The 6,731-nt window shown below is 65.9% G+C and carries 4 protein-coding genes and 2 pseudogenes; 3 read left to right on the top strand and 3 right to left on the bottom strand.

Annotation, left to right across the window (positions count from 1 at the left end):
- The 3 genes and pseudogenes from BGO16_RS06290 to recJ all read left to right on the top strand — a co-directional run.
- Positions 1-354: pseudogene (locus BGO16_RS06290) on the top strand (ACT domain-containing protein); the annotation flags it as partial.
- 36 nt (positions 355-390) lie between these two features.
- Entirely contained in the window at positions 391-1,386 is a 996-nt protein-coding gene (glpX, locus tag BGO16_RS06285; RefSeq protein ID WP_292617736.1) for a class II fructose-bisphosphatase, read from the top strand.
- 64 nt (positions 1,387-1,450) lie between these two features.
- Positions 1,451-3,292, top strand: a complete 1,842-nt coding sequence (gene recJ / locus BGO16_RS06280; RefSeq protein WP_292617735.1) for a single-stranded-DNA-specific exonuclease RecJ — start codon at positions 1,451-1,453, stop codon at positions 3,290-3,292.
- A 183-nt stretch (positions 3,293-3,475) separates the two neighbouring features.
- Here the strand turns inward: recJ and BGO16_RS06275 are convergent, their stop codons facing one another.
- From BGO16_RS06275 to BGO16_RS06265, 3 genes and pseudogenes are all read right to left on the bottom strand, one after another.
- Positions 3,476-4,699 (bottom strand): lytic murein transglycosylase, encoded by a 1,224-nt coding sequence (locus BGO16_RS06275; protein ID WP_292617734.1) that lies wholly within the window; start codon positions 4,697-4,699, stop codon positions 3,476-3,478.
- Positions 4,700-4,767: 68 nt separating this feature from the next.
- Positions 4,768-6,441, bottom strand: coding sequence for a M23 family peptidase (locus tag BGO16_RS06270; RefSeq protein WP_292617733.1), 1,674 nt, complete (start codon positions 6,439-6,441; stop codon positions 4,768-4,770).
- 46 nt (positions 6,442-6,487) lie between these two features.
- Positions 6,488-6,731 (bottom strand): annotated as a pseudogene (locus tag BGO16_RS06265) (elongation factor P); the annotation flags it as partial.

The following is a 6,731-nucleotide window of genomic DNA, read 5'->3' as shown; positions in this document are numbered from 1 at the left end:
CGCGCCTTGCCGTTCGGGCGGCCGGCGTCACGGCTGCTTGCGACCAAGAAGGCGCCGATGGAGCGCCATGAGGGCGGCTACTACATCCGCCTGATGGCGCGCGATTTCGCCGGTACCGCGGCGACCATTGCAACGCGGCTCGCGGAGCAGAAGATTTCGATCGAATCGATCGTCCAGCGCCATCCCAACGGCAAGCTCGATATGACCGAGACCGGCAAACCGGCGGAGCCGGTTCCGGTGCTTCTGATTACCTATGCGACCAGCGAGGACGCGGTGCACCGCGCGCTTCATGCGGTGAGGGCGGACAAGGTTATCACCGGCCGTCCGCAGGTCATCCGTATCGAAAAGAATTGAGGGATCCCGCCGCGCTGCCCGAGGAGAGTTGAAGCGATGTCGACAGATATTTCCATTCCGCCGCAACAGGCGCTCCGTCGTCTCCTGACGCTTGAGATCGTGCGCGTGACGGAGCGGGCGGCGGTATCGGCGGCGCGCCTGCGGGGGCGCGGCATGGAGAAGGCGTCCGATCAGGCCGCGGTCGACGCCATGCGGCGCGAACTCAACAAGCTGCCGATCGACGGCACGGTGGTGATCGGCGAGGGCGAGATCGACGAGGCTCCGATGCTGTTCATCGGCGAGAAAGTCGGCAATTCCCACGGACCGGAGGTCGACATCGCGGTCGATCCGCTCGAGGGGACCGTGCTGTGCGCCAAGAACATGCCCGGCGCGATCGCCACCATCGCGATGGCCGAGCGCGGCACGCTGCTTCACGCCCCCGATTGCTACATGGACAAGATCGCGATCGGTCCGGGCTATCCGCAAGGAACGGTGGATCTCGATGCGCCCGTGGAAGAGAACATCATCAATCTCGCCAAGGCCAAGGGGGTCAAGCCGACCGAGATCACCGCCATTCTGCTCGACCGCCCGCGCCATGCCGCCAAGATCGCCGCGCTGCGCAAGATCGGCGCCGCGGTGAGCCTGATCAGCGACGGCGACGTCGCCGGCGTCATCCACACCGCGGAGCCGCGAACCGGAATCGACATTTATCTGGGCAGCGGTGGCGCGCCGGAAGGCGTGCTGTCCGCGGCGGCGTTGCGCTGCATCGGCGGCCAGATGCAGACCCGTCTCATCATCGACAACGAAGCCTTGCGCGAGCGGACACTGCAGATGGGGATCAAGGACCCCAAAAAGAAATACGAGATCGGCGACATGGTGAAAGGCGATTGCGTCTTCGCCGCAACCGGCGTGACCTCGGGTTCGCTGCTCTCGGGCGTCCGGTTCGGCAAGGACGTAATCAAGACCGATACGGTGGTGATGCGCTCGGTGACGGGCACCGTGCGCCGCATCAAGGCCGAGCACCGGCAGTTGGATAAATTTCACCTGGATTGACGTCAATCTTCGCGCGACGCCGTGCGTCCGGCGCGAAAAATTCTCGCAAGGCGCGGACGACATCATGACCTTGCCAGCCACCGCATTTCCGGTCGAAGCACCGGACGCTTTTCTCGGCGTCGCGCGTTCGGCCACGAGCCGCTTGTGGCGCGACCGCCTCGATGCGCGGGGGGCGGCGCGCGCGCTGGCGATCGCGCAGCGGCATCAGTTGCCGGAAATGCTGGCGCGGGTAATCGCGGGGCGGGGCATCGAGATCGATGCGGTCGCGGATTTTCTTGATCCCACCATTCGCCGGCTGATGCCCGATCCCTTCACCGTGACGCAGATGGAGGCGGCGGCGCAACGGCTCGCCGATGCCGCGATGCGCGGCGAGACGGTCGCGATCTTCGGCGACTATGACGTCGATGGCGCGACTTCGGCGGCGCTGCTCGCCTGGCATCTGCGCCATTGCGGCCTCACGCCGCTGATCCACATCCCGGACCGGATTTTCGAGGGCTACGGCCCGAACGTCGACGCGATCAACGCGCTTGCGGCAAAAGGCGCGACGCTGCTTGTCACGGTGGATTGCGGCACCACGAGCATCGAGCCGCTGGCGGTCGCGAAGCAACAGGGCATGTCGGTGGTGGTGATCGATCATCACCAGTGCGCCGACGATCTGCCGGATGTGGACGCGCTGGTGAATCCGAACCGGCCGGACGATCTCTCGGGCCTCGGGCATCTCGCCGCCGTCGGTCTTGTGCTGGTGACGCTGGTCGCGCTGAACCGCGAACTGCGCCAGCGCGGCTTCTGGACGCCCGAGCGGCCGGAGCCCGATCTCCTGAACATGCTGCATCACGTCGCGCTCGGCACGGTCGCCGATGTCGCGCCGCTCACCGGCCTCAACCGCGCCTTCGTGGCAAAGGGGCTGATCGCGCTGCGCCGCCGCGATCACATTGGCCACACCGCGCTGATGGATGTCGCGCGGCTGAACGGCCCACCGGAGGCCTGGCATCTCGGCTTTATGCTGGGGCCACGCATCAACGCCGGCGGCCGCATCGGACGTGCTGACCTGGGCGTGCGGCTGCTGCTCGAAGGCGACGTCTCGGAAGCGGCGCGCATCGCCGCCGAACTCGATCGCCTCAATACGGAGCGCCGCGTGATCGAGCAGGCGGCCGAGGCACAAGCCGAAGCCGAGGCGCTGGCCTCGCTCGGACTCGAGGACAAGGGTTCGGTCATCGTCACGGCATCCGAGGGCTGGCATCCCGGCGTGGTCGGTCTCGTCGCGTCGCGGCTGAAGGACAAGTTCGGCCGGCCCGCCTTCGTGGTCGCGCTGGAGCCGGGCGGCATCGGCACCGGATCGGGCCGCTCCATCGGCGGCGTCGATCTCGGCAGGGCGGTGCGGCAGGCGGTGACCGACGGCGTGCTGCTCAAGGGCGGCGGCCACGCCATGGCGGCCGGCGTCACGCTGCGCAAGGAACGGCTGGCGGAATTCCGCGCCTACATGGAGAAGGCGCTCGCCGCCGATGTCGCACAGTCGCGTCACGTCAACGAACTGTTCATCGATGGCGCGGTCAGCGCGCGCGCGGTGACTCCCGAATTCGTGGCGATGCTCAATCGCGCGGGACCATTTGGCGCGGGCAATCCCGAACCGGTATTGGCGCTGCCGTCGCACCAACTCATCCATGCTGACGAGGTCGGGCAGGCACACCTTCGGCTGCGATTCAAGTCGGGTGACGGCGCGATCGTGAACGGCATCGCGTTCCGCGCGGTCGGCCAGCCGCTCGGCAACGCGCTGGCGCAAATGCGCGGACAGCCGCTGCATGTCGCGGGATCGCTGGCTGTGGATCGCTGGCAAGGCGCGGAGCGCGTGCAGTTGCGCGTCACGGACGTCGCGGTGCCCGATCCGGGACCGGCGGTTATCCGTTGAAGTGATTACATTTGAACGGAAATGTGTCGTCGAGGCAATGCGAACTCGCTCTCCCGCTTGCGCGGGGAGGGTTGGGGAGGGGGTAATGTCAGTGAAGATGCCCCCACCGACCGACTTCGTCGGTCGACCTCTCAGAGCGAGCTTTGCTCGTCTTGCCCCGCAAGCGGGAGAGGTTAAGAACAGCTACAATCCCTGCCGCAGCTTCGCCAGCACTTGCAGTCCCGCATAGCCGTCGGCGGGCAGGCCGACGCGGGTCTGGAAATCCTTCACCGCTTTCATGGTGTCGTTGCCGACGCGGCCGTCGGTGCCACCGGTGTCGAATCCGGCCTTGGTCAGGCGCGTCTGCACTTCCTGCACTTCGGCGAGCGTGAGCGCGCGCTCGGAGCCGGGGAAGGGCTGGATGAAGGGCGGCGCGCCGAGGATGCGGTCGCCGAGATGGCAGATCGCGAGCGCATAGTTCATCGACGGATTGTAGCTGCGCACGGCATAGAAATTCGGTCCCAGCAGGAATGTTGGACCGCCCGGCTCGGGGATCCAGAGCTTGGCCGAGGCATTCGGCTGCGGAAACGCCTTGCCGTCGGCGCGATGCACGCCGGCCGCCGTCCACGCGGCGTAGCTGCGATTGCCGCTTGCGCCGCCGGATGCGCGCACCTCATAACCCCAATGCTCGCCGCGATGATATTTGCCGCGGTTGATGAGATAGCGCGCCGTCGAGCCCAGCGCGTCGTCCGGCCTTCCGAACGGCGAGACCCGGCCGTCGTGGTCATAGTCGATGCCGACAGTGAGCCAGACTTCCGGCATCCATTGCGTATGCCCCATCGCGCCGGCCCACGAGCCGCGCATCTCCTCGGGCGTGCTCCAGCCTTTGTTCACGATCCGCAGCGCGTTGATCAGTTCGGTTTCCCAATAGGTGCGCCGGCGCGGCTCGTTCCATGCGAGCGCCGCCAGCGAGGGGAATACCGGTCGCATGTGGTTCTTCTGCACCAGCGGATCGCCGAACGCGGACTCGACGCCCCACAGCGCGAGCAGCGTGCCGCGTTCGACGCCGAAATCGTGCTCGATCCGAGAAAACAGCGCCTCGTTCTTTCGCAGCGCCTCCTTGCCGGCGATGATGCGCCAGTCCGAAACGCGGCGGTTGATGTATTGCCAGGTCTTCTCATGAAACTCCGGCTGGTTGCGCATCTGCTTGAACACGCTCATGTCCGGCTCGATCCGGCCCATGCAGCGATTCCACGTTGCCTCCGAGATGCCTTTCGCCAACGCGTGGGCACGAAAACTGTCGCGCCACCGCTCAAAACCTTGCGGCGTCGCTGCGAGAGCCGGGAAGGGCGTGAGCACCGCCGCCGCGCCGAGACATTGCAGCACGCCGCGCCGGCTGATCCGGATTTGGGAATCGAATGTTTTCATGCGGCGAGCTTAACGGAGAGAAGCGCCCGGCGGCAAAGGTTCATTGCGTCGCGGGAACTCGACCCTTCTCAATCTCCCTCGCCCTCGGCGGGCTTCTCGGGATGAACGGGATCCTGCGGCTTCGCGGGCTGCGGACCTGCTTCGGCTTCGGTGGTGATCTCGCGGCCGCGTCCGCCGATCAGGCGTTCATAGGCCGAGATCAGCGTGACGTAGGGGTTGACCCAGATCCAGCCGTCGCGCGTGAACACCTGCACGTCGAAATGCAGGTGCGTCGTCGTGCCGCCGAGGTGGTCCATGTAATTCGACACAAGGCCGATCTTTTCGCCTTCACTGACGCGGCGATCGTCAAGGATGCCGTCCTTGTCCAGCCGCGCCGGATTCATGTGCATGTAGCGGAAGCGCACGTGCTCATCGCGGGTGTTGACCAGCAGTGTCACGCCCTGCTGTCTCAGTGAACGGATGATGACGCCGTTGCGCACGGCTACCACCACATGGCGGTTGGGGATGCAGCGATCGGCACCCTTGTTGCGGAGCGTGCATGTCGCCGGGCGCAGGTCCTGACCCTGATGTCCTGATCCGGCGGGGCATTGTCCGACGTTGAAATCGCGGGCCTCGCAGAAATTGTCCTGCCATGGGTAAGAATAGTTTTCCGCCGCGGACTCGTCGAACACCAGCGGCTTGTTGCTCGACTTGCAGTGATAGCGATCGCCCTTGTCAGACGGCGGAGGAACGCGGCCGCGGTGGAAGCAGTCGCCCCAGTTCAGGAACGATTGCGAGTTCGCGTAGGCCGGCGCCCGTTCGATCGGAAACCGGATCTGCGAATAGACGGTCGTGTCGGCTCGACCGCTATCGCCGCGATAGCCGCTGTTCGCGATGATCTCGCCCGGAGGACGGTAGGTGAAATCGGAGGAAGATGCCGCCGGGCGAGGCATCACGCCGGGTGCGATCGCCATGCGGGATTGCGACGGCCGCCCGCCCGCGATGTGCAACGCTTTCAGAAACCGCTCGGCCACGGCCGAGGCCTCGCGGCACGCCAGCCGGTTCGCGCGCGGCGCGCTGTCGAGGCAATGGATCGAAACCACATAGGGAACGCCGAACCGCGTGAATGCATAGCGCACGTAACCTTCGCGAATGATTCGCCGGAGATCCGGAAACTGCGCCGCCAGCGCGCTTACGGATTCACCTTTTCCTCCCGACGGATCGTCGATGTCGTAAGTGAGGATCGAACCTGTGATCTGGATTTCGACGGGCTTTTTGTAGGTGAGTTGCGGCATGCCGTCGGCCGCGCCGGGGGGCAGCGCGAACTTGGCGTCATAGCCGGCCGGACCGGCATCGAACATCCGCTCCTGGAAGCCGTCCTGAAAGTGCGCGAGCGGCGGGCGCGGCGACGCGCTGGTCATGCGCTCGGCGAGATACATGCCGGCATCGAACGGCAGCAGCACCGGCACCGGACTCTGGTTGATGCGCGTGAAAAGCGGCAGCGTCACCGCATTTAGTTGCATCAGCGCCGGCATGGTGCGCGGATCGGACCACGGCAGATGACGCAAGGCGTTGAAGGTGAAGCGGCCGGCGAGGGCGGGCCGATCCTCGATCTCGGACTTGAGCTGATCGAGCACGGTGCGCCATTCCACGCGGACGATCGAAATTCCGGGCGTCCTGAAGTCGCCGGCGGCGGCACCGCAGGCCGTGATTGCGAGCAGCAGCCATGCCGCGGCGGCGCGTCTGGCGAACCGAAGAGACATGCTGCCGCGAACCGCCGGTCTCACATCCGTGGCCCTGCTTCCTCTCTTAGTCCTTGGCGCGTTCGACGTAGGAGCCGTCTTCCGTCATCACCACAATGCGGGTGCCGACGCTGACATGGGGCGGCACGCCGGTGCGGATGCCGTTGGACAGCATCGCGGGCTTGTAGGACGAGGATGCGGTCTGCCCCTTGGTGACGGGCTCGGTTTCCACGACCTCGAGCGTCACCCGCTGCGGCAGCGTGATCGCCACCGGCACCATCTCGTGCAGGGACAGTTTCACCACCATGTTT

Origin of the sequence: Nitrobacter sp. 62-23 (genome assembly GCF_001897285.1) — a bacterium.
Lineage (GTDB): Bacteria > Pseudomonadota > Alphaproteobacteria > Rhizobiales > Xanthobacteraceae > Nitrobacter.
This window is presented reverse-complemented; position numbering and strand designations above follow the sequence as displayed.

Bases quoted from the DNA above. Each gene is read 5' to 3' on its own strand.
- glpX (WP_292617736.1), top strand. From the start codon at position 391: ATGTCGACAGATATTTCCATTCCGCCGCAACAGGCGCTCCGTCGTCTC.
- recJ (WP_292617735.1), top strand. From the start codon at position 1,451: ATGACCTTGCCAGCCACCGCATTTCCGGTCGAAGCACCGGACGCTTTT.
- BGO16_RS06275 (WP_292617734.1), bottom strand. From the start codon at position 4,699: ATGAAAACATTCGATTCCCAAATCCGGATCAGCCGGCGCGGCGTGCTG.
- BGO16_RS06270 (WP_292617733.1), bottom strand. From the start codon at position 6,441: ATGTCTCTTCGGTTCGCCAGACGCGCCGCCGCGGCATGGCTGCTGCTC.